Below are 26667 nucleotides of genomic sequence, written 5' to 3' on the forward strand. Positions count from 1 at the left end.
AACCGCCAGATCCTGTCTCCGCCTCAAGCAGCCTGCTTGGCGCGCGCTTCCGACTTTTCCAGATAGTAGCTCGAGTAGCGGTCGAAGAACCGTTCCGAACCGCCGAGCGAGCCGTATTTGGCAAGCTTCTTCAGGTCGACCTTGTTGAGCACCGCCCCGATCACCTTGTTGGCGATATAGGGCTCCGATTCCAGCATCGAGCGCACCATGTTGCGCGGCGTGCGGCCCCATTCGGTGACCAGCACGAAGCCGTCGGCCAGCGGCGCGAAAGCCTTGGCGTCGACGACGGGTCCGAGCGGCGGCAGGTCGACGATGATGTACTCGAACGTCTCCTTGGCGTTCTCGATGAAGCGCCGCATGCCGGCCGAGCCCAGCAGTTCGCTGGTGTGCGAGAACTGGCCACGCAGCACGGCTGGAATGATAGCGAGCTTGGTCTGGCGGTCGACCTTGCCGACCGACTGCCAGGTCTGGCCATTCACCACCGCTTCCATCAGGCCCTGTTCGGCCTCCATGCCGAGGCTGCGGCTCAAGCCTGGATTGCGCAGGTCGCCGTCGACGAGCAAGGTCTTGGCGCCATTTGCGGCAAGCAGGCCGGCGAGGTTCGCGGCCACCGTCGATTTGCCTTCGCCCGGCAGTACCGAAATGACGCCGATGACCCGGCTGCTGCGGTCCTCCATGACGACGTCGAAGGCAATCTTGGCGTTGCGCAGCGTCTCGGCGAACATCGAAGCCGGAGCATCGATGCTGACGCGCATGCGCGCCCGCCTCTCGGCCGAGGAGAGGCTGGCCACCTTGCTGTCGGCCGGCAGGTCGTCGGCCTTGGAATCCTTGGCCCTGCCGCCGCCGATCGTCGGCAGATAGCCGAGGAATTTGAGGCCGGCGCGATCACGAATATCCTCGCCCGTCCTGAAGAAGCGCTCGTTGAACTCGTTGAGGCCGCCGAAGCCGGCGCCGAGCATCAGGCCGAGCACCAGCGACAGCGCCAGCACACGCATGGTGCGAGGCCCAGAGGCCGCCAGCGGCATAGTCGCATCGGAAATGATGCGGACCTTGCCGACCGGGAAGGACTGCTGCTGCGAGGCTTCCTCATAGCGGCTGAGGAAGGTCTGGTAGAGCGTGGTCAGCGCCTGCGCCTGCTGCTCGAGCTCCTTCAGCTTCACCTGCGACTGGTTATCGATCGAGCTCTTGCCGGCGGCGGTGGAAATCTTGTCGCGCAACGCCTGTTCGCGCGTCTGCGCGACTTCGAAGTCGTTGCGGTAGCTTTCGGTGATCTGCTTCAGCTGCCCGAAGATCTGCGCCGAGACATCGGCCTTCTCCTTGGCCAGCGCGACTGCCTGCGGGTGATCCTTGCCGAAATTGGTCTCGACGTCCTGCAGGCGCTTGGCAATCGCCAGATAGCGGGTCTTGAGCCCGATGATGACCGAGCTGCTCGGCTGATCAGCCGCTATGGCCGAATCGTTGAAGGCGCTTTCCGACCCGCTGTCGACGATCGCCTTGTACTGCTGGTAGCGGGCGCTGGCGCGAGCCGTATCGGCCTGCGCGACGATGAGCTGGGCGTTAAGGTCGGCGAGTTGCTTGTCGCTCAGCAACTGGCCGTCGCTGTTGGCGGAAAGGCCGTGCTCGGCCCTGAACTTCTCGACCGCCAGGGAAGCGGCCTGCGAGCTTTCGCGCAACTCGGTCAGCCGACCTTGCAGCCATACGGCCGCGCGCTCGGTGGCGTCGAAGCTGGCGTTGAGCTGGTCGGCGAGATAGGCGTCCGCGTAGGCCTTGGTGATGGCCGTGGCGAGTGCCGGGTTTGTCGCCTGGTAGCCGATGCTTATGACATTGGAGCGGCTGACGCGATCGGCCAACAATCCTGTCTGCAGCGTAAGAACCGCGTAGTCGTGGGTCGCGGTCTTGATCATGGCTTCGCGCGTGGCGGCATCGACATTCTCGATGCCGGGAAGTTGATCGGCGGCATTGCCGCGGAAATAGGCGACGATGCCGCGCACGAACCCGATGCCCTTGGCCAAAGCCGATTGGGGCGGGTTCATGAAATCCTGGTTCTGGTCGAGCTTCAACTTGTCGACCACCTCCGACGCCAGCCGCGCCGAGTTGAGGATTTCGATCTGGCTGAGGATCGTCGCGTCGGTCTGCTGCGTTGCGCTGGCAGCCGAGATGTCGTCCATGACCTTGTTCATGCCCTCGTCGATCAGGACGCTCGCCACGGACATATACTGCTTGGGCGTGGTCTGCAGATAGATCACGCCCAGGAACAGGCCGATGGCGGCGCAGACCGCCACCACCTTGGCTTGACGAGCGGCCATGCCAAGCAGACGCTCGACATCGATGAAGTCTTCACCCTTTTCCTGGTCGGCACTGGGCAACGGCACCCTCTTGTCGATAGGGAAGTTGGCATAGTTCATGTTCGGTCCAATTCCAGGTTGCAGGCGCTATCGGCCTTGGTAGATCGGCGTCGTGACCAGAAAAGACCGCGCAACGTTGGTGCCAGGATGCGCCGGGCCGGAAGGACCGGGCGCCTGAGTGGCTGTCGCGCCATCGCGAAACCGCATATGCACCCGAAAGATGGGCATTATGCGGCTACTTCCCGGCGCTCATGCGACCGGACGAATTGCTGCAGCATTTCGAGGACAGGGCCTTTCATGTCGTCGCGAGCCAAAGCAAAGGCGATGGTGGCCTCGATGAAGCCTTCCTTGGAGCCACAGTCGAACATGCGGCCGTCGAAAGGCTGGGCGTAGAAGGGCTGGCTCTGGGCGAGGCGCACCATGGCGTCGGTCAGCTGGATCTCGTTGCCGGCGCCGCGCTGCTGATTGCCGAGCAGCGCGAAGATTTCCGGCTGCAGCACATAGCGGCCATTGATGTAGAAATTCGACGGCGCCTTGGCGGGCGCGGGCTTTTCAACCATCTCCGTGACCTGGAAGCCGGAGCCGACCTCGTCGCCACGGCCGACAATGCCATATTTGCTCGTTTCGGCGGGATCGCAGCGCTCGACGGCGATCACATTGCCGCCGGTCCGTTGATAAAGATCGACGGTCTCGGCAAGGCAGCCGCGCGCGCCGAAGGACACCATGTCGGGAAGCAGCAGCGCGAAGGGCTCGTTGCCGATCACGTCGCGCGCGCACCAGACAGCATGGCCGAGGCCCTGCGGCGACTGCTGGCGGATGAAGGAGGTGGCGCCGGCAACCGGCAGCAGGCTTTCCAGCGATTCGAGCTGCGCCTTCTTGCCGGTCTGCTCCAGCGTGCCGATCAGTTCAGGATGCAGGTCGAAATAGTCCTCGATAACCGCCTTGTTGCGACCGGTGACGAAGACGATGTGCTCGATGCCGGCCTCGAACGCCTCGTCGACGGCATATTGCACGACGGGCTTGTCGACGACGGGAAGCATCTCCTTCGGCATGGACTTGGTCGCCGGCAGGAACCGTGTTCCGAGCCCCGCCACCGGGATGACTGCCTTCCTGACTTTCTGCATCTGGTCTTCCTTCTGAGAGAAAAAAATTTCTACCTGTCGCCGGCTATCAAATCGGCCGCATGCTTCATCTCCCCGCCCCGACGGCGAACTTGCGCCGCAACCCTTCTGAGCCGGACCGCGATCGGCATCGACATATGCCCGATCGCGGCCGGATCCCTGAGCGCCGTGCCTATCGCCTTGAGCGGCGCGCGCGCCTTGATGTGCTGGACCAGGGACAGGAAGGACGCAGCCTTGCGCAGGCTGCGGCTGCGCCTCGCGAAGGCCATCTGGGCGCCGCTGTCCATGGGGTATGCCGCCGCGAACGCGGCGTCGGCGCGCATCATCGCCTCGACGTGGTGCAATTCGAGCACGCGCGAGATCGAGCCGGTGCGGATATGGTAGACATAACCGACCGTCGGCTCGACAGCGCAACGGCCACCGGTGGCAAGCGCGCTTGCAAGCAGGATGTAGTCCTCACCGATGCGCAGCTTCTCGTCGTAGCGCAGCCGGTTCTCGTCGAGGAACCGCCGCTGGAAGGCCGGCTTGAGATAGCCGAGATTGAAGCGCGATTCGAAAACCAGATTGCCGTCGATGTAGTCGGCCAGCGAGATTTCGCGCAAAGCTTCGAGATAACCGGCCGGGAACATGGTGTCGTCGGGCGTGCCGTCCTCGCGCACGACCTGGACATTGTCGACAGCTATCTCGGCGCCGGCCGCTTCCGCCCGCGCGATCATCGCAGCCATACGGCCCGGGAGAACGGCGTCGTCGGAATCCAGCACCGCCACCCAGCGGCCGCGCGCGAAATCGAGACCGGCATTCCTGGCGCCGCCTGGGCCGCGATTCTCGGGTAGCGCCACCACCTTGACGATGTCTTCCGGGTAAGCTCGTGCCACACCCAGCGTGCCGTCGCGCGACTGGTCGTCGACGACAATGACCTCGACGGTGACGCCAAGCTGGGCGATCGCGCCGGCGATGGCGCGGTCGAGAGTGGTCTCCGCATTATAGGCGGCGATGACGAAGCTGACGTCAGGCTGCACGCTTGTTCCCTTGCTCTGGCGAAGTGAGGCCGTACTGGCGGATTTCACGGACGCCGACCAAACCGGAGACGACACCAACGTGCATAATGCCGCGCAGCACGCTGCGGTTCCGTCGCACAGGGCTGATCGCGGTCAAAACAGCCATGCCGAAGCAGTAAGCGGCCTTGGCTGAAGCCAGCCCGACCTGGCCGGCGCGGCGGATGCCGCCGGTGCCGCGCCCGATCAGGTGGCCGTGCGTCTGGCCGAAGCGGAAGCGGCGGCGGCGCAGCCAGTCGAACGCGGCCCTGGCGCGCGGCACGACCTCGTCGACAAAGGCTTGCGGCGCGAAGGCGATGCGGCCGCCGGCCTTGACCATGGCATCGAAGAACTCGGTATCCTCGCCGCCGGTCTGGCCGCGCGCCAGGCTGAAGCGCCGCCCGCGCAGGCTCGCATCGGTCATTCTGAGCAGGACGTTGCAGGTGTAGCCCGTGCGTATCTCGCCGCGCACCCAGACCGGCAAGGTCGAGTGGAAGTCGCCCTTTTGCATCCAATCCGGCGCGTCCTGGCGATAATGCGCCCGCACCGGCCCAAGCACCGCTGCGGCCCCGGTGGCATCGGCCGTCGCCATCAACTCGACCAGCCAGCCGGGCGATGCCGTCTCGTCATCGTCGATGAAGGCGGCGAAGTCCGACACGCTGGCGTCGAGGCAGGCGTTGCGGGCGATCGAGATGTTGCGCGCCGGCGCGTGGCGATAGCGGACCGGCAGCTTCAAATCCTCGGCCAGCGCCTTCACCAACTTCTGGGCGCTTGGTTCATCATCATTATCGGCAATGACTATGCCGACCTCCGAGCCTTCAGGCTTCTCCAGGGCGGCGACGGAGCGCAGCGTGTCGGCCAGTTCAGGCCGGCGGAAGGTGCAGATGCAGACGTCGATCGAGCGGCCGGCCATCACGCCACCTTGCGCTGCGAGCGCGGCGTCAAAAGCTGCTGCCAGAAACCGACAGACCAGCCGAAATGCATGACCATGGCCGAGACTCCGGCCAGCGCGATGCTGGCGTTGCGCTGGCGTACCGCCGTCGCCAGGCCGTAGCCGAGGCACACCGTCGCCCACAAAAGGAACGGCACCGCCGCCAGCCAGAGGACGAAGGAGAACAGGCCGAGCAGCACCACGGGCGCCACCAGCAGCGGGATCATCTGGCGGATCTTAGGCACCATGCGGTGCTTGAGCACATTCCGGGCGCGGCCGCGGCCATAGCCGAGATACTGGAAATAAAGGCTCTTCAGCGTCGAGCGCGGATAATAGACCATCTGCGTCCGGCCGCTCATCCAGATGCGATAGCCGGCCTTGCGCAAGCGGTAGTCGAGCTCGGCGTCCTCGTTGTGGCTGAAGCTCTCGTCATAGCCGCCGACATGCTTGAAGGCGGCGATGTGCATCAGCGCGTGGTGACCGTGGTCGACCCACTCGCCCTCGGACATGTGCCGGTGCTTCGAGCCGCCGGTGCCAAGTTTGGAATTCTGCGCCGCCGCCACGGCCTTCTGCACGGCCCCGGTGCCGGCGGTCAGCATCGAAACGACGACCGAATCGGCGCCGGTCGCAAGCGCCTCCTCGACCAGCCGATCGCAGTAATCGTCCGGATAGCCGCCATGCGCGTCGATGCGGATGAGATAATCCGCGCCTTCACCGAGGCGCGCGACCGCCAGATTGATGGCAGCGCTTTGCAGGCGCTTCGGATTGGCGAGCAGGACAACCCGGGGATCCTTCGCCACGATCTTTTCGACGATGGCCTGCGTGCCGTCGGTGCTGCCGCCGTCCGCGACGACGATGCGGCCGCCGAGCCGTGCCGCCGCGGGCCGCAACTGGCCGAGCAGGCCGCCGATATGGTCCGCCTCGTTGAGGCAGGGAATGACGATTAGGATCGATTGATTTGCCTGCGTCACCGGTCTTTGCGCGTCCTTTGCCATCATGCCGCCGCCGCAAAAGCCGAAGGCATGGCGGTGAGGCCGCGCAGCTTTTCGACAAAGACCGCACAGTCGCTGCGGTCGTAGCTCCAGGTCCGAGGATTGCGCGCCAATACCCCCGACTTCAGGGCGCGGTATCTGTCCTGATCCATTCGGCCGAGCATCGCCTCAAGTTCCTCGGCCGTCGCCTCGGACAGAAGCACGCCGATATCCTGCCCTTTGAGGAACCGGCCGGTCTCGGTGCCGGCCATCGAGATCGGCACGGCGCCGAAGCGGCAGCCCTCGTAGAGGCGGTTGGGAAGCAGCCATTCGGAATTCTGGCCGGCTTCGAAGAAATCGATCGCCCAGGAGAAGTGCACTTGCCCGTAGATTGCCGCCATATCCTCCGGATTGCGGTAGGGCCCCTCGAACGAAAGCCACGGCTCGGCCTCAACGAAACCATGAAAATCCGGAAACTCGGACAGTGCCGGGCGGCCCCTGAGCACGACCTCAAAACGCCCCGCCTGCCGGCGGGTGAAGTCCGCCAGCAGTTCCAGCGAGCGGCGGCAGCGCAGGGCGCCGAACCAGCCGATCCGCCAGGGTGGCGTCGCCGGGCTGTCGTCCTCGAAAGAGTGCGCTGCGACAACGGATGCCGCCTCGAAATATTTGTTTTCGATCAGCTCGACTGGTGCGCCGATCTGGCCGAAGGGCTCGAAATAATTGGCGATGAAGGCTGGCGAGCTGGTCACCAGAAGCTTCACGTCGCGGGCGAGATGACGCTCGGCGCCGCGCAATGTCCGGCCGACAAAATCGTCGCGCAGCACCAGGCGATGGATGTCGAGGCATTCATAGACGATGGGCACGTTCGCTCCGAGGGCGGCATTGGCGCGGCGGGCAAGAGCCAGCATTTCGAGGTTGCGCGCGATTATGAGATCGGGCCTGAGCATGGCGCCCAGCTTCGCGCCGATCGACATGGCCGCCTTGGCGACCGCCCCGAGACGCTGCGCGAATCGGCCGTCGCGTGTCGCGCCGAGGTCGACAGGCTTGATACCCTCGATCTCAGCGACCGGACTGGTGGTGCGGCGGAAGCCCGCCAGGGTTACCCTGGCGCCGCCTGCCTTGAGCATCTGGACCCTCCGGCGCACTGCCGGGTCGGATACGTCATGCACAAGGTACAAGACATGCAGCATGAAACTCGACCGATGTTCGGCCCACCCATTCGGGATGCTAGTACAGCTTTTGCTGCATCGCAACAATTTTGGTGCGGCGTAGCAGACGCGCGCACATTTTTTGTTGCACTGCAAAAATGATAGGCTACTCTCAACGCTGCCTGGCGTCGATCTGGGTTCGACGTTGGTTACGAGCGTGGTGCGGCACGCCAGGATCGCGACGCGGATCGCGTGGCAGCACTTCGGCAAAACATGCCGTTTTAACCGCCGCTGGCCTGGCCACGGACGCGAAACGAGGGTCCCCATGAAAGTCGTGATCGAAAACACAGTGTGTCTGAACACTGGCGATGCCGCGATTCTTTTGGCCATCCGCCATATTCTCAGATCGGTCGTCGGCGGCGATGTGCGGTTCCTGGTTTTCGACAGTCAGCCAGACGTCGCGGCCAGGCTTTACCCGAAGAAAGATTACCCGGATCTCGAATTTCACAAGCTGTTGTCGGAATCCCTGCTCAAGGATCGGCGCGGCGGCGGGATAAAGGGCCGTCTCAAGTCGCTCTACAACCGGGCAGTCTGGCGCGCCTTGCGGCGCTTCGCGCAAAACGGCGCCGCCAGCAGCTTTTTCTTCAACCAGGACGACCGCCGCGGCCTTGAAGCCTATGCGAGCGCCGACCTGGTGGTGACGACAGGCGGAACTTATCTCGTCGAGAATTACGATCTCGAAAAGCGGCTCAATCAATTCCGCATCGATGCGATCCTGGGGAAGGACCCGATCTTCTTCACGCAATCGCTCGGCCCGTTCAAGAAAAACTACAATCGCCAGGAGCTCGGTCCGATCTTCGATCGGGCTCCGCTCATCCTGCTGCGTGACGAGCGGTCCAGAAATCACATACTGGATCTGGTGAAGGACCCGGGCAAATGCCATGTGGTCGCCGATGCCGTGTTTGCCCTGGCCGATACCGACAGGATCAAGAAACATCTCGGCAGCGCGCCGGCGCAGACGGGTCGCGTCGCTATTTCCGTCCGTCACTGGAGCTTCGTCAGCGACGGTGAGGACGGCATGCGCCGCTATCTCGATTCGATCCGGGAGATCGCCACAATTCTCGTCAGGGACCATGCCAAGGAGGTGACCTTCGTTTCGACGTGCCAGGGCGTGCCGGAATATGCCCATGACGACGCCAAAACCGCGCGGGCGATCGTGGCCGAACTCGACCCGGAAATCGCCGAGCACGTCAATGTCGACGCCACATTTCATACGCCCGATCAACTGATGGCGGTGGTGAAGGATTGCGACTTCGTCGTCGCGACGCGCATGCATATGATGATCATGTCGCTTTGCGTTGGCACGCCGGTTCTGCCGATCGCCTATGAATTCAAGACCAAGGAAGTCGCAAAGCATATCGGCGTCGCCGACCTTCTCCTCGACATCGATACCGTGACGCCCACGGAAGCGGCCGAAAAAATCGGCAGATTCATCGGCAGCCTTGGCCACTATCGCCGGGCAAGCCTCGAGGCCGTGCTGGAAGAGCATGCGTCGGCAATGTCGGCAACCGGGCCGTTGTCGTCCTTGATCGGCAGCCGCCGCTCACCCAATGTTGCTGGCGACGTTGGCAAGAGTGGCGAGCAACGCCCTGCGCGACTGCGGAACAGCAAGCATGAGGGCCAGGGCGAACCCGTAATTTAGGGCAATCGCTACAAGGATCGCGAGCAGGTCCGACTGGCTGGTCAGCAATGCCGGCAACGACAGATACGAGAGCCAGGCAAGCAGGGACGAGACGATGAAGAGCCCCTGTATGCCCAGGAAATCGCCCGCGGTCACCGGGCCGACGCGATGGATCAGGGCGGCAAGCACCGGGACACGCAGCACATAGCCGCTGATGGCATAGGCAGCCGCGACGCCGATGGCGCCCCAATGCAAGCCGACGATGAAGGAGGCGACGGTCGTCAGCGACGAATAGATGCCCCAATGGAACATCGTCTTCGTCTTGCCCTGGCAGATGAATATCCATCCCGTGGTGCTCGATACGGACTGCATCAGGCCGGCGATGCCCAGCCAGGCGAAAATCGGCGCCACAGCCATCCAGCGCTCACCGAAGAGAAGCCTGACCACCTGCTCCGAAGTCAGTGTCAACGTCGCAATGCCGGGCATGGTGATGACGGCCAGCAGCCAGTTTGTCCGGACATAGATGTCGCGAAAGCGCTGCTTGTCCTCATGGATGCGGCTGAGCAGCGGCACCATGATGCGCGTCAGCGGCTGGTTGATGTTTTGCAGCGGAAAGAGCAGCAGCTTGTAGGCGCGATCATAGTAGCCCAGCTCGGTCGCGCCGGAATATTTTCCGATTAGAATGTTGTCGAGGTTGCGAGAGAGAAAGTTGACCAGGTTGAAGCCGGTGAGATTCGCGCCGAACCTGAATATGTCGCCATCGATCTTCAGATTCGGCCAGGACGGCGTCCAGCGCGTCACCAACCAGCCGGCGACCAGCGCTACGACGGCTGAAACGGCCGGCCCCAAAACCAGCGACCAATAGCCAAGCCCCAAATACGCCGCGGTTGCGGTGGCGAGCAGCCCGACGGCCGCGGTGATCGTGTCGTTGAGCGCAAGCTGGCCGAATTGCAGATGGCGGTTCATCAAGGCAATCGGCACAGCGGCAAGACTGCCAAAAAGCAGCGGCACGGCGGAAGCAAGTGTTATTCCCCACATGCGCTGGTCGCCGTAGAAAGCGGCAATGGCGGGGGCCAGGCAAGCCACGACCGCGCCGGCGCACAGGCCGACAACCGCGGTCAGCCAGAAGACCTGGTTGAGCTGCCGTTGATCGATCTCCTTGCGCTGGATGACCGCCTGCTGGAGGCCGAGGTCCTGGAGCAGGCCGACAAAGGCCACGATCGGTCCCACAGAAGCCACGAGGCCGAAATCCTCGGGAACAAGTAGCCGGGCAAGGATGACGACCGAAAGGAACTGGATCGCTATCTTGAAGCCTTGGGCGCCAGCAGTGACCAGCCCGCCGCGCAAGGCAACGCGACCGAATTGAGGGGGCGGCGGATTGGCATTCATGTGACGGATCCGGTCTCCCCCAGCCGCGCGATGATCTGCGCAAAGCGTTCGTTCAAGATATCGGCATTGAAATCCGCCTCGACCTTCCTCCGGGCGGCAAGCGCAACCTGCTCGCACAGGCCTGGATTCTCGGCGATCCAGGTGAGCTTGCCGGCAAGCGCGGCGACGTCCCGTTCGGGTACGAGGAAGCCTGTCTTATGATCCTCGATCAGCTCGGGAATCCCCGAATGATAGGTGCTCACGGCAATCAGGCCGCCGGCCATCGCCTCCATGAGCGCAACCGGTATTCCTTCCAGATCGCCGTCTCGCCCGGCGACGCTTGGCAGAAGAAAGACATCCGCGTCACGCAGACGCTGCTTCACCTCGCCGTGCGGACGCGGTCCAAGGAAAGTCACCCTGTCGGCAATACCGAGATCGATGGCGATGCGCTTCAACTGCTCCAGCAATTCTCCGCCGCCGATCACCGAATAGATCCAGTCGCGATGCGGCAGGCCGGCGAGCGCACGAAGCGCATATTCGGTCCCCTTCTTCTCGGTCAGCCGGCACACCGAGATGAAAGACAGCGTACGTCCCTGCCAGGAGCGCCAGCGATATTCGATCTCGCCAGGGCGAATGCCCATGTGGTGGACCGCGACCTGCGCCGGCTCGGCGCCGGCATCGATCAGGGCCTGGCGGAAGAACGCATTCACAGGCAGCTGGAGAGCCCCTTTTTCGAAAACGGGCCTGTAGCAGCCGAGTGTGTTGTCGTGCATCGGCCTGCCGACATCGGTGCCGTGGAATATGGTCACCAAGGGCGCGGAAATCCTGCGCCGCTTCATGATGCGGGCGACGCGCAGGCCGTTATGGCCAAAATGCGCCACGATCACATCGGCGTTCCGCAGCTTGTGCGCGTTGGCGAGGTCGATAGCGGTGGAGAGCTTATCCCAAAACCTGCCCGACCATTTCACCAGCAGCGAACGGTAGCGACCGAGGCCGCCCCACCAGGAAACGACCGGCCCAGGCAATGACCGCCAACGTGCATCGTCGACATTGCTGTCCTTGCCAAAGGCCATCTCATTGCAGACGACACCGACTTTCATCCCTCTTTCAAGGCATCCGGCAATCTGATCGAGCACGAATGTCTCGGACAGAGTGGGAAATTTGTCGACGACGAAACAAATCCTCATCGGCAGGATGTTCTCGCCCGGCTCAGTCTGGAAACGTCGGCAAGGCATGACACATGCGGCATGAACTTTGACTCCTGTCGGCGCAAACTAATGTAGGAATTGCTGCATCGCAACATTTTAGGTGCAATGCAGCAAAGCAGCTCCTTCCCAACTCGGCAAGCTAGGCAGCGCGGCGAACGCCCTGCCGGGCCGCTCTTTCGAGCAGTTGGAGAAACACGACCAATTGCCGCGCCGGGTCGAGCTCCGGACGTTTGGAGAAGGCGAGCGCCGCGGCTGAGGCCCGTTCGTATTCCTGGCGGTCATTCCACAGGCGCCTTACCGCCGCGGCCCATTCTTCGACCGGGGCATCATAGTCGAGCACCACGCCGCCGGGACCGATGGCTTCGGGCAGGCCGCCACGCCTTGAGCCCAGGACGGGGATGCCGCTGCAATGCGCCTCGGACGCGACGCGCCCCCAGGCTTCTTCCCATTTGCTCGGCGCAAGCAGGATTCTGGTGCGGCCGTAGACCGTCTTCATGTCGTTGGTGCGGTTCTCAAGCGTGACATTCGAGAGCGGAGCGATGGTCTTCTCTATTCGCGCGCGATGGTCGTCCTCGAGCTTCCAGCTTTCCACGAACAGGAACGGGATTTCCGGGCAGGCGGCCGCAATCTTCACCGCAAGATCGAAACCCTTCTCCTCATAGGGGTTGATCATGGTGACGTATTCGCCGGTCGTGTGGGTGCAGTAGAGGGCGTCGTTGATGGTCGGCGGCAGCACGATGGAATCGATGCCGAACTTTTCCTTGTAGGTGCGCGCGGTGAACTCCGAATTGGCGATGTAGAGGGCCGATGTGAGGTCGCGCGGATCGCCGGCGAGTTCATGGAATTCGACGTTGTGAAGATAGACCACCAGCGGCACCCCTTCGGCGAGAAGCGCCTTTCCGAGCAGGACGGATTTGTGGCACTGCACGACGGCAACGTCAGGCTTGGTTTTCCCGACGGCGAAGCCGGCAGCCTCCCAAGGGAACCAGGCACGCATCACCGGGTAGCCGGGAAAATTGTCGACCACCGCGGGCTGCCGCAACAGCTTCATCTTGGCGCGCGCCTTGAAGCCGAACATGCCGTCGCCGAACAGCGAGGCGAGGACCGAAGCCTGGTGGCCGTGCTCGATCAGTTGTTCGACCAGATGGTGAGTGTTGGACTGCACGCCGCCGGTGAACTCGGGAATATATCCGTTGCCGCTTGCAAAAAGCACTTTCATCGTTCGGCTCCTAATCTGGCCCGGCGGGCGAGCATGCGCAACCCAGGGCTCGTCAGCTTGCGCCGCGCGCCGATGGAAGCTTCGACGTCATTGCCTGGCACAAGCGGCTGACCGAGGCCGAGAGCGACAATGTCGAATACTCCCGCAACAACTTCGATGCCGGGATCACCTTTCCCGCCTTCAGGTCCCGCGCCAGATAGTGTGGGAATGAATGCATGTATTCCCTGACGATGTCGGCCTTCAGCGGTCCCGATTTCCATGCCTTCACCGCCGAGACGAATTCGTCGGCCGGGGCGGATGACAGCCCCGTATCGTAGGCTTCGAACGTACGTCGTACGATGGCGCGTTCCTTGTCGCTGAGCGAGGTCTTTCCGGCCCGTTCGGCAAGCTGGGCGTAGCGGCGGATGTCCGCGGCCGCATGGTGCCATAGACCCTTCCTGGCCATGATGCTCGAACGCTGCAGCAGTGCCTGCATCTCGAGATCGGCCGTCTTCGGCAAGGCCTGCTCCGAGCGATCGAGATACTCATGCAGATCGACGGACTTGTAGATCTCTTCCATGATCGCCCGATCATACGAGCCCCATGCCTTTATCCTGTTGGCATAGGAAATGACGACCTTTGTGCTGCCGCGAACCATGTCGTGCTGGCGCTGGAAGAACATGAGGCCGTCGACCCTGATGCCCTTGAAGCGGCGCGCGAGCCTGAGCATCATCTCGTAGTCCTGCGACCGGACCAGTGTCTCGTTGAAGCCTCCCACCTTTTCGTAGCATTCGCGGCGCACCAGGAGACCCGGCTGATGGACGTGGCAATATTCGAGATGAGACGGGAAAAAATTATCCTGGCTGACATGGCCGAAGGCGACGATTTGGTAATTCTGCTCTTCGATCTGGGCTGATTGCTGGAAACGCGCATATTCGCCGAAAGCGAAATCGGCTTCCGGCTCCCGCTCGAAGGCGGCGAGGAACCGTTCAAGCGCTGTCGGATGCGCGACATCGTCGTCGTCGAATATCCAGACGAAATCCCCCGTGCAGCGCTTCAGGGCGAAGTTCAGCGCGGTCGACTTGCCGCCGTTCTCCTTCCGGTAATATTCCACCGGTGCTGGAAAGGAGCTCGCCACCATGCCAGTGCCGTCCGTCGAGCCATCGTCCACGATCAGGATCTGATCCGGCACCACAGTCTGCCGGAGCAGGCTGTCGATGGCCTCGGGCAGGAATTTTTCGCGATTGAAGGTGGGGACGATGACGGTGACCGTCGGTTTCTGCCGGGCAGCCATTGGTGACCTCATACCGTTGCCGACGCGCCGTTCGCTGGCGTGTGTCCGCAGCCCTGGCCACGGCCATTGTCCTTGAGGCAGACAGCAGTCATGCCGCCATCCTGCCGATCGAGAAATATTCGATGCCGTAGCGCGCGATCACCTTGGGATCGTAGAGGTTGCGGCCGTCGAAGATGACCGGCGTCGTCAACGCATCCTTGAGCGCGTCGAAGGAGGGCGCGCGGAAGCTCTTCCATTCGGTGCAGATCAAAAGCGCATCGGCGCCGCGCAACGCCGCCTCCTTGGTGCCGCACAAAAGCAGATCCTCGCGCAGGCCGTAGATCGACTGGCACTCCTGCATGGCCTCGGGATCGTAGGCCTGCACCTTGGCGCCGGCCGCCCACAGCGCTTCCATCAGCGTGCGTGACGGCGCCTCGCGCATGTCGTCGGTGTTGGGCTTGAAGGCGAGCCCCCAGACGGCGAAGGTCTTTCCACTGAGCGCGCCCTTGAAATAGTGATTGACCTTGTCGAACAGCACCGACTTTTGCGCATTGTTGCGCTCCTCGACGGCGCGCAGCAATTTGGCGTCGAACTTGACGCCCTCGGCGGTCTTGATCAGCGCGCGCACGTCCTTCGGGAAGCACGAGCCGCCATAGCCGAGGCCGGGATAGATGAAGTGGTAACCTATGCGCGGATCCGAGCCGATGCCCTTGCGCACCTCCTCGATGTCGGCGCCCAGCTGTTCGGCGAGATTGGCCATCTCGTTCATGAAGCTGATCTTCGTCGCCAGCATGCAATTGGCGGCGTATTTGGTGAATTCGGCGCTGCGCACGTCCATCACGATCATCTTCTCGTGGTTGCGGTTGAACGGCGCGTAGAGCTCGCGCATCACCATCTCGGTATCCTCGCTGGAGGTGCCGACGATGATGCGGTCCGGCTTCATGCAATCCGCGACCGCCGAGCCCTCCTTGAGGAATTCGGGATTCGAGGCAACGTCGAAGGCGAGGTCCTCGCGGCCGCGTTTCTTGAGCGTTTCGGCGATCCTGGCCTTCACCTTTTCGCAAGTGCCGACCGGGACGGTCGACTTGCCGACGACAATCTTGACGCTGTCCATCTCGCGGCCGATGGTCTCGGCGACGGCGAGCACATATTTCAGATCGGCCGAGCCGTCCTCGCCGGGCGGCGTGCCGACCGCGATCATCTGGATCTGGCCATGCCTGACCGCCGCTGCCGCGTCCGTGGTGAAGCGGATGCGACCGGCCGCGTGGTTTTCCTTGACGAGACTTTCGAGGCCCGGTTCGAAAATCGGGATCAAGCCCTGGTTTAGGCGCTCCACCTTCTTCTCGTCGACATCGACGCAGACGACCTCGTGGCCGACCTCGGCAAGGACCGCGGCCTGGACGAGACCGACATAGCCAATCCCAAACACCGTCAAATTCATTTGGTTCTATTCCTGTCAAAGGCCGGGCCACAAAGCGGCCCGGCCGGTTCAGATGTCCCCAGGCCCAACGGCCCGGTTAGTTCGGCATGATCTTACCCCGAAACCGGGTCCCACTTTCGGGGATCATGCTCAGTTGCTGTTACTTATGCTGCATGCCAGCGATTCCGGAAACTGGCATGGCTGGCCCAAAGCGGTGAAAGCGACGCGCTTGACCTGCATGGTGACCTTGCTGCCGGGATCTGTGAAGGCGCCCATCCAGTTGGTCAGCTTGTCGCTGCCCCAGAGGCTGAAGAAGATTTTCTGCGGATGCGTCGGCAATTCGTTCGGGTTGGTCACCTCATGGACAAGCTTGCCGTTGACGTACCAGCGCAGCCGATCCTTCTCCCAGACGAAGCCGTAATCGTTGAAGCCCTTGTCGGCGCCGCCCTCAACGTCGACCAGCTTGCCGTTCTTCGGCTTGCCCTGGATGTAGCTGTTGACCTGCACTTTCGACGGATCCTTGGTGAGGACCTCGAAGTCGATCTCGTCCCAGGGCTGCTTGTCCTGCGGGCCGATATAGGAGAAGAAGGCGGCGTTGAGGCCGGAGCCGGTGCCGGTCTTCATGCGCGCCTCGTAGACGCCATAGCCGTAACGCTGCTTTGTCTGGATCTCGGCGCAGGCGAACTCGCGGTCCTTCAGCTTGCGCTTTTCGAAGCTCAGCGACAGCACGCCGTCGGAAAGCCGCACGAGATCCTTGGACCAGGTGCAGTTCTGATGGGCTCCGTTGGTCCATCCGTCCGAGACGAACCAGCGGGACTGGTTGAAATTGGAGAAATTGTCGACGAAAGACGGCGCGCTTTGCAGTTCTTGCTGAGCCTCTTGCGCGTGCGCGGAATGCAGGCCTGCCGCAAGTGCCACTGTAAGTGCAAACAGGGCGCCGACGGCGCCGAGTCGTAGGCTGGTTAATCCGCCCCTTGGCGCCTGCGGCATCGCGCAAGCCGCCACGGTGGAGGTATTGTCCAGATCTGCGTTCATAACAAACTCACCTTGTGTTGTCCGCCCAACCCAAGTCATCCTCGGTTCGCATGAGCGAGCCGCTTCTGATCCTCCGCCCTTTGAACTCCTCTAGTGTCTCGTACCGATGACGGCGCTTGCGGGCGCCGTCATCCTCTTGCCGCGAACTGCGAAGGAGACCGATCGGCGCCATCCTCGACAATCGCGTCGAGCGAACGGCGCAGTTCCCTCACCAGGCCTTTTTGGCGAGCGAGCTCCGCAATGCGCCGCTCGTAGTTCAGGATCGAATTGGTCATCACGCTGACATCCGACTCCTTACTGGCCGATGCCGAACCATTCTCCATCGCCTCGACCAGAAAGGCCGCATTGGCTGCCGTCGACCTGTAGCGATTCTCCAAACCCGTTTTCTCCGTCTCGATCTCGGCCGCGATCTGGTCGAACAGCTTCGCCAACCGGTCGAAACGCTGGAGATCGGTCTGCCGGTCGCGAGCCGGATCCCGGGATCTGAAGCCAAAAATCGAAGCCATCTTGCCGGCCTTTCGAAATTGCTGCATTGCAGCATAGACTGCCACCCTCGCGGCGACTAGGCAACATCATAGTTTTGCGAATGCGGATTTTTTGAGGGCCGGGGATTCCGGGACGATACGGAATCATTCGCCTGCGGCGCTGCTTGCTGCCATCAGGAAGCGCATCGGCGGCACTTGCTGTCTTGCAGCAATGCCGGTGCGGCGGAAAAGCGCCTCGAGCTTGTCGGTGGCGACGCCGCGAACGATCGGGATCAGGTTCGACTGGCTGGCGAAAGCGTAAGCCGCGGCCGACGCCAGGCCGCGCTCGGCCTTCACGTCGAGGAAGTTGCGCAGCCGGTATTTGTCGCGGACATGGCGCTCATGGCGCCGCAACGCCGCCTTCGAGCGTTCGGGAAGGTTGTCGATTTGAAGCAACGCCAGATCGGCATCGGCAAGGCGCTTCAGGTCCTGCGTCTTGTGGCGGCCGCTCAGCGAATCGGCGCGCACGATCGCGCCATAGCCACAGGACTTGATGATCTTGAATCGCGCCCCGCGGGCGACCGCGCGCGCATAGAGTTCGTAGTCCTCGCCAAGACGCAGGTTCTCATCGTAAGTCAGTCCATGCCGTTCCAGGAAAGCCCGGCTGATCACCGGCTTGAGAAAGCCGAGCTCGCCGCGCAGGACGCGGCGCCGCGAGATATTGCCGTCGATGAAGCGCTCGAAATCGAGGAATTCCGGATCGGCGGCGAAAGGCGGCGCGGCGACCCCGGCGAGGTCGGTCGCGGCGTCGTCGCGGATCAGCATGATGTTGTCGGCGGCGAAATCCCAGTCGGCGGCGGCGAAAAGCCGGCGAAAGCGGCCTTCGAGGAAGAAATCGTCAGCGTCGAGGATGCTGATGAAGGGAGATCTGGAGGCCTGGATAGCGACGTTACGCGCGGAGGAAGGACCGCGATTGACGTCGAGGCGGATGACGGCAAGCCGGCCGCTTCCGTCGTCAGCGGCCAAAGCCACATCGCGGGTGTTGTCGGTGGAAGCGTCGTCAACCACGACGACTTCGGCGACTTCCGACTCGCGCAGCGCCGAGGCGATGGCGACGGGAATCGTCCGCGCCGCATTGCGCGCGGCAATGATGACGCAAACCGCCGGGCTCGTCACAGGCGTCGTCACCGGCATGGGTTCACCTTTCGCTTGCATGAGTGGCTGTGCCGCCCGCGATCTTGATCGTGCCGGCCGGCGCCGGCGCGACACCGGCCGGCCGCTCGAAGATGCGCCGGCTGAGGTCGGCAGAGGCGGCCCAGCCGGCCTCGGCCAGGTAACGGACGGGCTCATGGCCGCACAGTTCCCACAGCACATGGCGGCGCTGCGGCCAGCGCAGCGACGCGAGCCAGGGCGCGATCACCATGTGGAAGAGGTCGGCGTTGTCGATACGCGCCAGGATGCGGGTGGCGCGGTCCGACAGCAGCGTGCGGCTGGCGCCGAGCAGCACGTCAGCAGCGCGAAGCCCCAGAAGCAGCGTGTCGGCAAGGCCCTGCTCGGCGGCATGATCGAGCACCGTCTGCTGCTCGGCCTCACTCAGCCGGCTGGCGCTCGCCCTGACATCACAGACATAGCCGGCGCAAGGCTCGCGATTGAAAAAAGCCTTGGCGACGCTGATCGACGACAACAGCAAGGTATCGGCCGCAGAGATGATCGGCATAGCCGCGCCGGCCACCTCGACTTCGCGCTTACGGTGCAGGAAGCCGTCTATGTCGCGCGGACTCGGCGAACCCGGCTGCTGCAGCCGATGATGGAGGTCCACCGTCGAGGCTCTGGCGCCATCCTCGCGGACCATGTGCTGCTCGCCGAGGAAGCGCACCCACCAGACCGAGCGCGACTTGCCGGCAACCTCGTAGCCGATGGTCCGCAACGCCGCGCGCGCCTCGGCGAAGCTCGCCGGCGAAACCAGTATGTCGACATCGCCGGAAGGCTTCATGAAGTGATCGAGATAGAGAGTGTGCTGCTGGAGCGGTCCCTTGAGGAAGACGAAATCGACCCGCCTGTCGCGAAGCACGCGATCGATGGCCACCGAATCACCAATGCAGGCGGCGTTCATCGACATGGTGCGCCGCCGATAGCCGTCGAGCCAGTCAAGCAAACCGGGAGGCGCCGCGCCGGCGGGAGCACGCGCGAGCGCCTTGAGCATGAATACGGCGACCTTGTTCAGCCTTGCGATGTCGGCGACCTGAGCCGCCGAGATTGTCGGCGCGGCCATATTGGCCTGACCGTCGGCGGCGTCGACGCCAGGTGCAAAAAACAGCCTCAGACAGGCTTGCACATAGGCGACTTCGTCGGCAAAGCCGGCGGCACGCAGCCTTTCATACGAGCCATCCTGCATCGCCATGCCCGATGTCGCTCTCCACTAAATGCCGCCCGATCGATCTATACCGCACTTGCGAAGAAAAAAACCGCGAAATTTACTCCACCGCCCAAGAGGCGGCCGAAGTCGCTTCAACTTCACAACCTAAGCGTTTAAAGCAGACACATTCAATCACTTTTGAAGACAACCCTCCGGGATGATGCTGCGATCCGAAAAGCGATGACTTCTTTGCAGCAATTTCTTCACTCCCGTCGGACGGATCTGCCGCTCAAGAAATTATTATAAATAAATCAGTCTCTTATATAATCGGCGAGGTCACGCGGTTGAAATCCTGGGCGATTGAGGATTACGATGACGATGCTCATGGCCTGATCACCATGCAAGGCAGACGCAACCAAGAATTGATTAATGCTTGGTAAATCACGCTTGACTCATGAATGTTGCCATGCAGCAATCGCATTGCAGCATAGCGATATGCTGGCGGCATTCTGCGGCCGCTTCCAGTCCTTAATTGGAGAGTAAAATGGAACAGAATGTTGAGAAGCATGAGTACGAAACCCCCAGCTTGACGGTTCATGGCTCGATTGAAACCATCACGCAGGGCGGCGCTGGCTCGACGGCGCTCGACGTGAGCTTTCCCGCACACACGCCGGTCGGCGAGCTGACTTTCTCGTAAGCTTACACCGCTCCGCGAGTCTAAGTTGGGGCTCCGGATATCCACCAACAGGTGAACCGGGGGGCTTTTGTCCCCCGGCTTCGGCCGAGGATCGCAGGCAACCGATCCCTGGCTATGGTCCAAGGGCGCGGCGGGCCAGCAACGAGGTTTTAGGATGCACTGGAACCCTTCGGACCATGACCGCGTGGTCGCGACAAGCGAGGCGGTAGCTTGTGAATTCGGCGCCGGATTGGCGCTGCTCCACCTCAAATCCAACGTCTATTACAGCCTGAACAGCGTCGGCGCCTTCATCTGGGAGCAGATCCAGGAGCCGCGATCGATCCTCGATATCCGCGGCGCCGTGCTTGCGCGCTACAATGTCGATGCCGAGCGCTGCAAGGCCGATGTCGAGGGCTTGCTGAAGGGGCTGACCGAAGCAGGGCTTGCGAGGCTCCACAGTGAGGAACTGGTCTAGGCTCCGCTCGCTGAGCGGCCGGGAGATGCTGTTTCTGGCGCGCTGCCTGGCGGTGGTGAGCGTCGTGCGGCTTGCGCTGACGCTTTCCTCCTACAACCGCGTGCGCGGCCTGGTCACGCGGCTTGATGCGAGGCGCGATGCCGGCATCGCCGACCTGCGGCGCGTCGCCTGGGGCGTTGCTGCCGCCGCGCGGCTGGTGCCGGGCGCCAGCTGCCTCACCCAGGCGCTGGCCGGGCAATATCTCCTCGCGCGCCAGGGCAACGCCTCGAAGATCAGCATCGGCATCGAAAAGGGGACGGGCAGCGAGCTCAAGGCGCATGCCTGGTTAATGAGCGGCAACCACATCGTGCTTGGCGGCTCGATCAACGGATTTACCCACCTTGTCGACCATGGGTCGTGACCGATGAGCGGCGTGGCCGGCATCATGCATATCGACAATGGCAGGCCCGCCGCCGGGGGCGATATCCAGCAGATGCTTTCGCGCATGCGCCATCGTGCTCGCGACGGGAACTCATGGCGGACGGAGGGCAGCGTGGCGCTCGGCCACGCCTGGCTCGACACGACCGGCGAGGACGGGCCCGGTCCGCTGGCGATGGCCGGCGGCAAGCTCGCCATCACCGCCGATTGCCGGCTGGACAACCGCGATGAGCTTCTGGCGCGGCTGAGCCTGCGCGACGGGTCAATTGCCGACGCGATGCTCATCATGCTGGCCTACTTCAAATGGGGTGAGGCTTGCCCGACCTACCTGCAAGGCGACTTCGCCTTCGCGATATGGGACCGCGATCGTCAGGCGCTGTTTTGCGCGCGCGACCATTTCGGCGTCAAACCCTTCTACTATCATTCGACCGGGAGGCGCTTTGCTTTCGCCTCCGAGATCGGACCGATCCTGGCGCTGGATGGCGTCGGCAGGCGCCTCAGCGAGCACCAGATTTCCGGTTTTCTCGCCGGCCTGCCGGATGATCCGCAGGCCACGCCCTACGCCGAAATCTTCCGCTTGCCGGCGCGACACAGCATGATGGTGGCGAGCCACGGTGTTGCGCTGCGGCGCTACTGGCAGATAGAGCCGTCACAGCGGCCGCCGCGCCCCGACGCGGCCGAAGAGTTCAGGCACCTCTTGGCGCAATCGGTGGCGAACCGGATGCGCGGCACGCCGGCTGTCGGCGCCATGCTGAGCGGCGGACTCGATTCATCCTCGATCACCTGCCTTGCAAGCCTCAGGGCAGCGGCGACAGGCAACCCGAAGCTCAAGACCTTCTCGCTGGTGTTCGACAAGGGCTCGTCCATGGACGAGAAGCCGTTCATCGACGCGGTGCTCGACGGCACTCCGCTCGACGCCACGCTGATTGCCGTCGGCAATTACGCGCCCTTCGCCGAATTCGAGCGCATCCTGGAGGAACAGGAAGGCACGTTCCTGGCGCCCGGCCTGTCCTTGACACGCGACCTTTACCGGACGGCAGGCGCAAAGGGCGTCAAGGTGCTGCTCGACGGGCACGGCGGCGACGAGGTCGTCTCGCAGGGCCACGGACACCTCCACGAGCTCGCCAACGCCGGCAGGTGGCTGGAGCTTTGGCGCGAGTTGCGCAGTGCGGCCAACACCTATGGCGAGGGAATGCTTCCCCTCTATTTCAAATTCCTGACCATCTATGGCCCGGCCTGGCGGATCGCCAGGATGAGGGCGGCGGCCAAACGCCTTGTCCGCAAAGTGCGGCGCGGGCCGACGCAGGCTCCACGCGCCGCCTGGGCGGGTCTGGTCAATCCAGGTCTTGCCGGGCGTACCGATCTTGCCGAGCGCTTTCATCGCAGCGGCTACATGCCCGCCGCCGTCCGCGCCAGCGAAGCGCTGACGCATCGCTGGCTTCTGTCGACAGGGCTGGTGCCGCACGCTTTCGAAGTGCTCGACAAGGCAGCCGCCAATTTCGGCGTAGAGCCGCGCTATCCGTTCTGGGACAAGCCCCTCGTCGAATTCTGCCTGGCGCTGCCCGGCGAGGAAAAGCTCAAGGACGGTTTTGGCCGCCACGCGCTGCGCCGGGCCATGCAAGGCGTTCTGCCGCCGGCGGTGCAATGGCGGCGCGACAAGATCGATTTCACCGCCAATCTGGTCAATGGAATGCTCGGCAACCACCGCGAGCTTCTGGACAGGCTGCTTGGACCGGACAGCGAGCGGATCGCGCCCTATGTGAACCTGCCTGCAGTGGCCGCGGTCTATGATCGGATGCTGCGCCAGCCCGAGCGGGCGACCCTGCCGGATGTCCAGCATGTCTGGCGCGCGGTTTCGCTGTCGCTGTGGCTGCGGCAAATTCAAGGAAGTCCCGCATGAACCCTCCGATCGCTTCCCTTGCGCGGCCCGAGCCGCAAATGGCGGCTGCGAGCGAGCGTGTCCGCCATTTCTACAAGGCCTACGGGCTGGTGATCGGCTCCGAGGTGGCCTTGCCGGAGCTGGAGCCGACGGCCCCGGCGACACCGGATCTGGAGATCGCGGTCGGGCGGGTTGATTTTCCCGGCCGGTCATCCGGCGACGCCAGCTCCTTCCGTTTTGAGCCGTCGCGCCAGTATCTTTCCTGGCAGGCGGTCGGCACGTTCATGATAAGCAGCGCCAACCGCATCGATGTCGATCCGGCGCCAGGTATCGAAGATCCGCTGCTCGCCTTTCCGCTGCTCGGGCCGGTGATGGCGCTCGCCCTGCACCAGCGCGGGCTGCTCGTCCTGCATGCCAGCGCCATTGCCGTCGACGGCAAAAGCGTGATCTTCATGGGCGACAAGGGCGCTGGCAAATCGACGACGGCCGGCGCGATGATCGGCGCCGGCCATCGACTGCTCACCGACGATGTCGTCGCTCTGGATTTGTCCGACCCGGACCGGCCGATGATCCTTCCCGGATTTCCGCAGCTCAAGCTTGCAGCGGACGCGGCTAGCGCCATCCGCCTCGAACAGGCGGACGTACGCCCGCAAGTGCATCCGCAGATCGGCAAGGCGCAACATCGCCTGCGTGACGGATTTGCGGCCGAGGCGTTGCCGGTATCGCGCATCTATGTGCTCGAGCGGGGCGTGCGAGCGGCGATCTTCCCGCTGATCGGTGCGGCCGCGCTGCCGGCAATCATCAAATTCTCCTATGTCACGCGCTTCGGCCGGCAGGCGTTGCCGGGCGGCTTCGCCGCCCTTCACCTGCGCCAATGCGCGCAGATCGCCGGGCGAATCGGAGTCAGCCGGCTGGAAGTGCCGGCTGGGCTCGCCCGCATCGATGAGGCGGTCGCCGCGATCGAAGCCGACCTGGCGTCCGGGACAAGGTGAGCCGGGGCATGGGCTGGTCCTCGAAGTTTCGCCTGTCGCTGTTGCGGGACATCACCGGCTTCGGCGCCATGGTTGCGCATGTCGGCGGATGGCGCATGGCGACGGCGCTGACCTTCCTGATCCTGGGCAGCCTGACGGAAGGCATCTCGATCCTGCTGCTCGTTCCGCTGCTGCGCCTGATCGGCAAGGCCGATCAGGATTACGCGGTGCGGGTGCCCGAGGCTTTGCAAGGGCTGGTGCCCGGCGGAACGCTGTCGCTGGCGACGGTGCTCTGCCTGCTTGTCGCGCTGGTGGCGCTGCAGGCGATTTTCAACCGCTTCAAGTCGGTCTACATGGCGCGACTGCTCTACGATTTCGTGAACCGCGTGCGCATGAAGCTGTTCGAAAGCATCGGCAGGGCGCGCTGGGGCGTTTTCACCCGCATCCGCAGCTCCGACCTCGACCACGCCCTGAACGGCGACGTCGACCGGGTGCAGGTGGCTGCCTTCTCGCTGCTGATGCTCACCCAGGCCACATTGCTTCTCACCGGCTATCTCGTGGTCTCGCTGTTCATCTCGCCGGTGATGACGTCCTTCGCCATTCTCATCGGCCTTGTTCTGCTGGTTGCGCTGCAGCCGTTCCGGGCACGCGCCAGCGCCTATGGCCGCACGCTGACCGGCAACCGCCAGGACCAATATCGCACAGTCTCCGAGTTCCTCGGCGGCATCAAGGTCGCCAAGAGCCTCAATGTGGAGGCGAGCTATTCCGCCGAACTCGGCGCGACGCTGGACAGGATGAAGGCCCACAACATCGCCTTCGTCCGCAACTCTTCGCTGGGCACCGCCCTGTTCCAAATGGCCAGCGTGATCGGGCTCAGCCTGTTCATCTATATTGCGCTGGTCCGTTTCCACCTGTCGCTTGCCGAGATCGTTGTGCTGGTCCTGGTCTTCATGCGGGTCGCGCCGCGCTTCATGGATATGCAGCTTCAAACCCAGCAGGTGCTGATCAACCTGCCGGCCTACGCTTCGATGCAAGCCCTTCAGGCCCGCTTCGACGCCGAGCGCGAGCCGACCCAAAGCATGGCCGAGCGAGGCGCGAGACTGTCGCTCGAGACCGGCCTCAACATCCGCGATGTTTCCTTTGCCTATAGCGAGGGTGACGGAAGACCGGTGGTCAGCGACATCACCTTCGGCCTGCCTGCCGGCAAGGTGACGGCGCTGATCGGCCCTTCCGGTTCCGGCAAGAGCACGATCGCCGACATGCTGCTCGGCCTGCTCGAACCCACCAGCGGCCGGATCCTGGCCGACGGCGTGGAGATCACCACGCAAAATCGCAGAGCCTGGCGCGATCAGGTCGCCTATGTGCCGCAAGATGTGTTCCTGCTGCACGACACGATCGCCGCCAATCTGCGCCTTGCCGCGCCAGGAGCCAGCGACGAAGAGCTCTGGGCGGCTCTGCGCAATGCCCATGCGGCCGATTTCGTGGAACGGCTGGCATCGCGGCTCGATACGGTGGTGGGCGACCGCGGTGTCCGGCTCTCCGGCGGCGAGCGGCAGCGCATCGCATTGGCGCGGGCGCTGCTGCGCAAGCCGTCGCTGCTCATCCTCGACGAGGCGACGAGCGCCCTCGACTGGCGGAACCAGTCGCTGATCGCGCAATCGATCGAGGCTCTGCGCGGCCGGATGACGATTTTGACCATCGCGCACCGGCCGTCGATGATCGCCTTCGCCGACTGGGTCGTGGCCATCGAGAACGGGTGCATCGTCGAGGTCGGACAATATCGGCGGCTGAAGGCGAAAGCCGGCAGCCGGTTGGCCAGGATGCTATCCGGCGAGCAGTCTGGGCATGAAAACACGCCATCGGTCGATGTCGCGCAAGCCCCTCAGTCCGAACGATCAGTGGAGACTGCGTCTGGCGCTTAGCTTTTCGCTGTCGGCGACCTTGTTCAGGATTGCCCCGCGGTCGGCTTCGCGGATCTTGCCGGCCGAAGTCGGCGTTGCCTTGCCAATCATGGCAAAGACCAGAAGGAAATAACCCGCCTGGATGACGACCGCACAGACGACGGCACGAAGGGCGATGGTGCCCAGCGATGAGCCGTCGAAATAAGACCAGCCGATGACGATCGCCAGCGCGAACATCATGCCTATGATGAATTTTGGCAGAGACATGTTCGCCGGCCTCTCAACCGAGACGAGCATGCAGAAGCTGCGACTTACCCACCCGCGTAACTCCCCGTTGCGCCAAAGAGCTCTTTCTGGCTGCCCAATCCGGCCGGTTGCTTCCGGCCTTCCTTACCCATACAGACTATGACAGGAACAATTTGCGACTCTATTAAGGCGGGCTGACCGTAGCAAGGCCCGGCAGGTATGGTTTCCAATGATTTTACGAGATCGACTCTGCCATGCTGCGTCGCACACTGCGGCTTGACCGGCTATTCAATGCCGCTCTTTTCGCCTTAGTAAAACCCGCGACTTTGAATAGTATTTTACCTGAATAACTTACCATCGCGAGTGCTTCCAGGCGCACGCAACCCCCTTTCTGCTGCAGCAAAGAACGCACTGTCCAAAAAAGGCCCAAAAGGCGGACTACATTCTCCTGGTTTTCTGTCACCTTGTCATAAACGTGCCACAAAGGTGAAAATTTGGGCAAGGCAGGTTTATTATTTGGTCAATTCATGACGTGAACATTTCAGCGCG

The 26667-nt window shown here is 63.1% G+C and carries 22 protein-coding genes and 1 pseudogene; 7 read left to right on the forward strand and 16 right to left on the reverse strand.

The features are described from left to right. Positions 1-23: 23 nt before the first annotated feature. From P9272_RS11930 to P9272_RS11955, 6 genes and pseudogenes are all read right to left on the reverse strand, one after another. Complete coding sequence (locus tag P9272_RS11930; RefSeq protein ID WP_278160697.1) at positions 24-2405, reverse strand: polysaccharide biosynthesis tyrosine autokinase; 2382 nt, start codon at positions 2403-2405, stop codon at positions 24-26. A 167-nt stretch (positions 2406-2572) separates the two neighbouring features. Then, positions 2573-3469 carry a UTP--glucose-1-phosphate uridylyltransferase GalU gene (galU, locus tag P9272_RS11935; protein ID WP_128257082.1) on the reverse strand — a complete coding sequence of 299 codons (897 nt, stop codon included), beginning with the start codon at positions 3467-3469 and terminating at the stop codon, positions 2573-2575. 64 nt (positions 3470-3533) lie between these two features. Continuing rightward, positions 3534-4485: pseudogene (locus P9272_RS11940) on the reverse strand (glycosyltransferase family 2 protein). Next, on the reverse strand, positions 4475-5413 hold the full coding sequence (locus tag P9272_RS11945; RefSeq protein WP_278160698.1) for a glycosyltransferase: 939 nt from the start codon (positions 5411-5413) through the stop codon (positions 4475-4477). Before P9272_RS11945 ends, P9272_RS11940 begins: the two are co-directional and overlap by 11 nt. After that, positions 5413-6429, reverse strand: a complete 1017-nt coding sequence (locus tag P9272_RS11950; RefSeq protein WP_278160699.1) for a glycosyltransferase family 2 protein — start codon at positions 6427-6429, stop codon at positions 5413-5415. Before P9272_RS11950 ends, P9272_RS11945 begins: the two co-directional genes overlap by 1 nt. Next, on the reverse strand, positions 6426-7592 hold the full coding sequence (locus tag P9272_RS11955) for a glycosyltransferase (RefSeq protein ID WP_278160700.1): 1167 nt from the start codon (positions 7590-7592) through the stop codon (positions 6426-6428). Before P9272_RS11955 ends, P9272_RS11950 begins: the two co-directional genes overlap by 4 nt. A gap of 283 nt (positions 7593-7875) precedes the next feature. Between P9272_RS11955 and P9272_RS11960 the strand changes: the two genes are divergently transcribed. After that, entirely contained in the window at positions 7876-9252 is a 1377-nt protein-coding gene (locus P9272_RS11960) for a polysaccharide pyruvyl transferase family protein (RefSeq protein WP_278160701.1), read from the forward strand. On the opposite strand, the gene P9272_RS11965 is transcribed toward P9272_RS11960, so the two are convergent. The 9 genes from P9272_RS11965 to P9272_RS12005 form a co-directional block, all read right to left on the reverse strand. Next, a complete protein-coding gene (locus tag P9272_RS11965) occupies positions 9154-10620 on the reverse strand; it encodes a lipopolysaccharide biosynthesis protein (RefSeq protein WP_278160702.1) in 1467 nt (488 codons plus the stop codon). The two genes, P9272_RS11960 and P9272_RS11965, sit on opposite strands and share 99 nt — an antisense overlap. Then, entirely contained in the window at positions 10617-11834 is a 1218-nt protein-coding gene (locus P9272_RS11970) for a glycosyltransferase (protein ID WP_347404050.1), read from the reverse strand. The genes P9272_RS11965 and P9272_RS11970 overlap by 4 nt, the downstream gene beginning before the upstream one ends. A 112-nt stretch (positions 11835-11946) precedes the next feature. Beyond that, positions 11947-13026 (reverse strand): glycosyltransferase, encoded by a 1080-nt coding sequence (locus tag P9272_RS11975; RefSeq protein ID WP_128257089.1) that lies wholly within the window; start codon positions 13024-13026, stop codon positions 11947-11949. A 52-nt stretch (positions 13027-13078) separates the two neighbouring features. Further along, complete coding sequence (locus P9272_RS11980; protein WP_278160703.1) at positions 13079-14299, reverse strand: glycosyltransferase family A protein; 1221 nt, start codon at positions 14297-14299, stop codon at positions 13079-13081. 88 nt (positions 14300-14387) lie between these two features. Next, the gene (locus P9272_RS11985) at positions 14388-15719 is read right to left on the reverse strand and encodes a UDP-glucose/GDP-mannose dehydrogenase family protein (RefSeq protein ID WP_278160704.1); all 1332 of its coding nucleotides are present in this window, start codon (positions 15717-15719) and stop codon (positions 14388-14390) included. Positions 15720-15848: 129 nt separating this feature from the next. Beyond that, a complete protein-coding gene (locus tag P9272_RS11990) occupies positions 15849-16733 on the reverse strand; it encodes a glycoside hydrolase family 16 protein (RefSeq protein WP_128257092.1) in 885 nt (294 codons plus the stop codon). A gap of 128 nt (positions 16734-16861) precedes the next feature. After that, on the reverse strand, positions 16862-17239 hold the full coding sequence (locus tag P9272_RS11995; protein WP_128257093.1) for a hypothetical protein: 378 nt from the start codon (positions 17237-17239) through the stop codon (positions 16862-16864). A 123-nt stretch (positions 17240-17362) separates the two neighbouring features. Beyond that, positions 17363-18391, reverse strand: coding sequence for a glycosyltransferase family 2 protein (locus P9272_RS12000; protein ID WP_278160705.1), 1029 nt, complete (start codon positions 18389-18391; stop codon positions 17363-17365). A gap of 4 nt (positions 18392-18395) precedes the next feature. Next, positions 18396-19598 carry a nucleotidyltransferase family protein gene (locus P9272_RS12005; RefSeq protein ID WP_278160706.1) on the reverse strand — a complete coding sequence of 401 codons (1203 nt, stop codon included), beginning with the start codon at positions 19596-19598 and terminating at the stop codon, positions 18396-18398. 499 nt (positions 19599-20097) lie between these two features. Between P9272_RS12005 and P9272_RS12010 the strand changes: the two genes are divergently transcribed. From P9272_RS12010 to P9272_RS12035, 6 genes are all read left to right on the forward strand, one after another. Beyond that, positions 20098-20250 (forward strand): lasso peptide, encoded by a 153-nt coding sequence (locus tag P9272_RS12010; protein ID WP_126063040.1) that lies wholly within the window; start codon positions 20098-20100, stop codon positions 20248-20250. Positions 20251-20404: 154 nt separating this feature from the next. Further along, on the forward strand, positions 20405-20704 hold the full coding sequence (locus tag P9272_RS12015) for a PqqD family protein (RefSeq protein ID WP_128257096.1): 300 nt from the start codon (positions 20405-20407) through the stop codon (positions 20702-20704). Positions 20705-20729: 25 nt separating this feature from the next. Next, the gene (locus P9272_RS12020; RefSeq protein ID WP_128257097.1) at positions 20730-21104 is read left to right on the forward strand and encodes a lasso peptide biosynthesis B2 protein; all 375 of its coding nucleotides are present in this window, start codon (positions 20730-20732) and stop codon (positions 21102-21104) included. Between the two features lie 3 nt (positions 21105-21107). Further along, positions 21108-23021 carry a lasso peptide isopeptide bond-forming cyclase gene (locus P9272_RS12025; protein ID WP_278160708.1) on the forward strand — a complete coding sequence of 638 codons (1914 nt, stop codon included), beginning with the start codon at positions 21108-21110 and terminating at the stop codon, positions 23019-23021. After that, positions 23018-23992, forward strand: a complete 975-nt coding sequence (locus P9272_RS12030) for a serine kinase (protein ID WP_278160709.1) — start codon at positions 23018-23020, stop codon at positions 23990-23992. The genes P9272_RS12025 and P9272_RS12030 overlap by 4 nt, the downstream gene beginning before the upstream one ends. Before the next feature lie 8 nt (positions 23993-24000). After that, a complete protein-coding gene (locus tag P9272_RS12035; RefSeq protein WP_278160710.1) occupies positions 24001-25893 on the forward strand; it encodes an ABC transporter ATP-binding protein in 1893 nt (630 codons plus the stop codon). Here P9272_RS12035 and P9272_RS12040 read toward each other — a convergent pair. Beyond that, positions 25867-26139, reverse strand: a complete 273-nt coding sequence (locus P9272_RS12040; RefSeq protein ID WP_128257101.1) for an exopolysaccharide production repressor exox — start codon at positions 26137-26139, stop codon at positions 25867-25869. The genes P9272_RS12035 and P9272_RS12040 overlap by 27 nt on opposite strands. Between the last annotated feature and the right edge of the window lie 528 nt (positions 26140-26667).

The sequence above is a fragment of the Mesorhizobium sp. WSM4976 genome, assembly GCF_029625685.1.
GTDB lineage: Bacteria > Pseudomonadota > Alphaproteobacteria > Rhizobiales > Rhizobiaceae > Mesorhizobium.

What these genes read in the sequence shown, in the direction of transcription:
- P9272_RS11930 (WP_278160697.1), bottom strand. Translation starts at nt 2,405, where the DNA reads ATGAACTATGCCAACTTCCCTATCGACAAGAGGGTGCCGTTGCCCAGT.
- galU (WP_128257082.1), bottom strand. Translation starts at nt 3,469, where the DNA reads ATGCAGAAAGTCAGGAAGGCAGTCATCCCGGTGGCGGGGCTCGGAACA.
- P9272_RS11945 (WP_278160698.1), bottom strand. Translation starts at nt 5,413, where the DNA reads ATGGCCGGCCGCTCGATCGACGTCTGCATCTGCACCTTCCGCCGGCCT.
- P9272_RS11950 (WP_278160699.1), bottom strand. Translation starts at nt 6,429, where the DNA reads ATGATGGCAAAGGACGCGCAAAGACCGGTGACGCAGGCAAATCAATCG.
- P9272_RS11955 (WP_278160700.1), bottom strand. Translation starts at nt 7,592, where the DNA reads ATGCTGCATGTCTTGTACCTTGTGCATGACGTATCCGACCCGGCAGTG.
- P9272_RS11960 (WP_278160701.1), top strand. Translation starts at nt 7,876, where the DNA reads ATGAAAGTCGTGATCGAAAACACAGTGTGTCTGAACACTGGCGATGCC.
- P9272_RS11965 (WP_278160702.1), bottom strand. Translation starts at nt 10,620, where the DNA reads ATGAATGCCAATCCGCCGCCCCCTCAATTCGGTCGCGTTGCCTTGCGC.
- P9272_RS11970 (WP_347404050.1), bottom strand. Translation starts at nt 11,834, where the DNA reads ATGCCTTGCCGACGTTTCCAGACTGAGCCGGGCGAGAACATCCTGCCG.
- P9272_RS11975 (WP_128257089.1), bottom strand. Translation starts at nt 13,026, where the DNA reads ATGAAAGTGCTTTTTGCAAGCGGCAACGGATATATTCCCGAGTTCACC.
- P9272_RS11980 (WP_278160703.1), bottom strand. Translation starts at nt 14,299, where the DNA reads ATGGCTGCCCGGCAGAAACCGACGGTCACCGTCATCGTCCCCACCTTC.
- P9272_RS11985 (WP_278160704.1), bottom strand. Translation starts at nt 15,719, where the DNA reads ATGAATTTGACGGTGTTTGGGATTGGCTATGTCGGTCTCGTCCAGGCC.
- P9272_RS11990 (WP_128257092.1), bottom strand. Translation starts at nt 16,733, where the DNA reads ATGAACGCAGATCTGGACAATACCTCCACCGTGGCGGCTTGCGCGATG.
- P9272_RS11995 (WP_128257093.1), bottom strand. Translation starts at nt 17,239, where the DNA reads ATGGCTTCGATTTTTGGCTTCAGATCCCGGGATCCGGCTCGCGACCGG.
- P9272_RS12000 (WP_278160705.1), bottom strand. Translation starts at nt 18,391, where the DNA reads ATGCCGGTGACGACGCCTGTGACGAGCCCGGCGGTTTGCGTCATCATT.
- P9272_RS12005 (WP_278160706.1), bottom strand. Translation starts at nt 19,598, where the DNA reads ATGGCGATGCAGGATGGCTCGTATGAAAGGCTGCGTGCCGCCGGCTTT.
- P9272_RS12010 (WP_126063040.1), top strand. Translation starts at nt 20,098, where the DNA reads ATGGAACAGAATGTTGAGAAGCATGAGTACGAAACCCCCAGCTTGACG.
- P9272_RS12015 (WP_128257096.1), top strand. Translation starts at nt 20,405, where the DNA reads ATGCACTGGAACCCTTCGGACCATGACCGCGTGGTCGCGACAAGCGAG.
- P9272_RS12020 (WP_128257097.1), top strand. Translation starts at nt 20,730, where the DNA reads ATGCTGTTTCTGGCGCGCTGCCTGGCGGTGGTGAGCGTCGTGCGGCTT.
- P9272_RS12025 (WP_278160708.1), top strand. Translation starts at nt 21,108, where the DNA reads ATGAGCGGCGTGGCCGGCATCATGCATATCGACAATGGCAGGCCCGCC.
- P9272_RS12030 (WP_278160709.1), top strand. Translation starts at nt 23,018, where the DNA reads ATGAACCCTCCGATCGCTTCCCTTGCGCGGCCCGAGCCGCAAATGGCG.
- P9272_RS12035 (WP_278160710.1), top strand. Translation starts at nt 24,001, where the DNA reads ATGGGCTGGTCCTCGAAGTTTCGCCTGTCGCTGTTGCGGGACATCACC.
- P9272_RS12040 (WP_128257101.1), bottom strand. Translation starts at nt 26,139, where the DNA reads ATGTCTCTGCCAAAATTCATCATAGGCATGATGTTCGCGCTGGCGATC.